This window comes from Herbaspirillum sp. B65, from assembly GCF_000333555.1.
Classification (GTDB): Bacteria; Pseudomonadota; Gammaproteobacteria; order Burkholderiales; family Burkholderiaceae_D; genus Herbaspirillum; species Herbaspirillum rubrisubalbicans.
On sequence record NZ_BADI01000419.1, the window covers coordinates 1 to 1,209 of the forward strand.

The window sequence follows — 1,209 nt, forward strand, 5'->3', positions numbered from 1 at the left end:
GCGCGACGAATGCTTGCACATTAGCACCTTATGACAATTCCTGACCACGGCCTGAATCAAAATTCATCCGTGCAGTCGCTGCCGATGCTGCCAGACTACAAATGCATGAGTTTGCGCGAGGAAGTCGGCCGGGTCCGCATCAATAACGCCGCACCAGGAACTCGGCCACACACACCGGCTTGTCCGCCCCCTCGCACTCCACCGTGATGCCCCAGGCCAGTTGCGCCCTTTTCGGGCCATTCGACGATACAGACGGTGTTTTCGTTGAAATGTTCACGAAAACCGGCATCAAGGAATTCCTCCGGGCTGGACATGCGGTACAGATCGAAGTGGATGACTGTTACCATGCGCCCTGCGAACAATACTTCATAAGGCTCCGCCAGCGTGTAGGTCGGGCTCTTGACCCGTCCCTGGTAGCCGGCCGCATGGAGCAGGGCGCGCGTGAGGGCGGTCTTGCCGGCCCCGAGGTCGCCGTGCAGGTAGATCGCCAGACCCGGCGCCAGCACCTGGGCCAGGTCGGCACCCAGGCGCGCGGTGGCGGCTTCGTCGGGCAGGTGGAGATGGAGTCGCTGCATACTTTTTTAGCTCATTCTGAATCACTGGTTCAACATTCAACGCTTCATGTCCGCTCACACCGTTCCTGTCGATCTGGCCGATCCTGCCTTCCTGGCGGCGCTGGCTGCCACCATCAAGGCCTGGGGCCGGGAGCTGGGGTTTGCCGAGGTGCGCATCGCCGATGTCGACCTGGCGCATCGCGAAGCGGGCTTCCAGGCTTGGCTGGACAAGGGCTACCACGGCGAGATGGATTATATGGCAAGCCACGGCCTGAAACGTGCACGCCCGGCCGAACTGGTGCCCGGCGCAGTGCGTGTGGTCAGCGTGCGGATGCCCTACCTGCCGGCGGCCAGCGACGCAGATACCCACGATTGGCGCAGCCGGGAAGAAGCCCGCAGCGCCGACCCGGCTGCCGCCCAGGTTTCGATCTATGCCCGCGGACGCGACTACCACAAGGTCTTGCGCGCCCGCCTGCAGCAGCTGGCAAGCCGCATCGAAGGCCGCATCGGTGCCTTCGGCTATCGTGTCTTCACCGATTCGGCCCCGGTCATGGAAGTGGCCCTGGCCGAGAAAGCCGGGCTGGGCTGGCGCGGCAAACACACGCTGCTGCTGCACCGGGAAGCTGGCTCCATGTTCTTCCTGGGGGAGATGCTG

At 63.5% G+C, this 1,209-nt stretch carries 2 protein-coding genes; one reads left to right on the forward strand and one right to left on the reverse strand.

Going from position 1 to position 1,209, the window contains the following annotated elements:
• Positions 1 to 95: 95 nt before the first annotated feature.
• Complete coding sequence (tsaE, locus tag I5W_RS10035) at positions 96 to 575, reverse strand: tRNA (adenosine(37)-N6)-threonylcarbamoyltransferase complex ATPase subunit type 1 TsaE (protein ID WP_252716981.1); 480 nt, start codon at positions 573 to 575, stop codon at positions 96 to 98.
• A 46-nt stretch (positions 576 to 621) separates the two neighbouring features.
• Between tsaE and I5W_RS10040 the strand changes: the two genes are divergently transcribed.
• On the forward strand, positions 622 to 1,209 hold a 588-nt coding region (locus tag I5W_RS10040; protein ID WP_044529106.1), incomplete at its 3' end, for a QueG-associated DUF1730 domain-containing protein.